Origin of the sequence: Streptomyces lacrimifluminis, from assembly GCF_014646095.1 — a bacterium.
GTDB lineage: Bacteria > Actinomycetota > Actinomycetes > Streptomycetales > Streptomycetaceae > Streptomyces > Streptomyces lacrimifluminis.
Window position 1 is genome coordinate 1 of the sequence record NZ_BMMU01000111.1, and the last position, 821, is coordinate 821.

The 821-nt window shown below is 65.9% G+C and carries 1 protein-coding gene; it reads right to left on the reverse strand.

What is annotated here, in order from left to right; all coding sequences use genetic code 11:
- On the reverse strand, nt 1-821 hold an 821-nt coding region (locus IEY89_RS40150), incomplete at both ends, for an alpha-amylase family glycosyl hydrolase (protein ID WP_189152456.1).

The window sequence follows — 821 nt, forward strand, 5'->3', positions numbered from 1 at the left end:
GCGGGGAAGCGGACTCCGCCGATGAGTTCGACGGGGTGTGCGTCGGTGAACGCCCGTAGGTCGAGTTCGGTGGGCTGGGCGAAGCGGGAGAAGTTGTGGACGCACAGGACGAGGTCGTCCTTGTGTTCCCGCAGGAAGGCGATGACGGCGGGGTTGGAGGAGGGGAGTTCGGTGTAGGAGCCGAGGCCGAAGGCGGGGTTCTGTTTGCGGATCTCGATCATGCGGCGGGTCCAGTGCAGGAGCGAGGAGGGTGACGACATGGAGGCTTCGACGTTGGTGACCTGGTAGCCGTAGACGGGGTCCATGATCGTGGGCAGGACGAGGCGGCCGGGGTCGCAGGAGGAGAAGCCGGCGTTGCGGTCGGGGGTCCACTGCATGGGGGTGCGGACGGCGTCGCGGTCGCCGAGCCAGATGTTGTCGCCCATGCCGATCTCGTCGCCGTAGTAGAGGATCGGGCTGCCGGGCAGGGACAGCAGGAGTGCGGTGAAGAGTTCGATCTGGTTGCGGTCGTTGTCGAGGAGGGGGGCGAGGCGGCGGCGGATGCCGATGTTGGCGCGCATGCGGGGGTCTTTGGCGTATTCGGCCCACATGTAGTCGCGTTCCTCGTCGGTGACCATTTCGAGGGTGAGTTCGTCGTGGTTGCGGAGGAAGATGCCCCACTGGCAGTGGGAGGGGATGGCGGGGGTTTTGGCGAGGATTTCGGAGACGGGGTAGCGGGATTCGCGGCGGACGGCCATGAAGATGCGGGGCATGACGGGGAAGTGGAATGCCATGTGGCATTCGTCGCCGCCGCTTTGGTAGTCGCCGAAGTAGTCGACGAC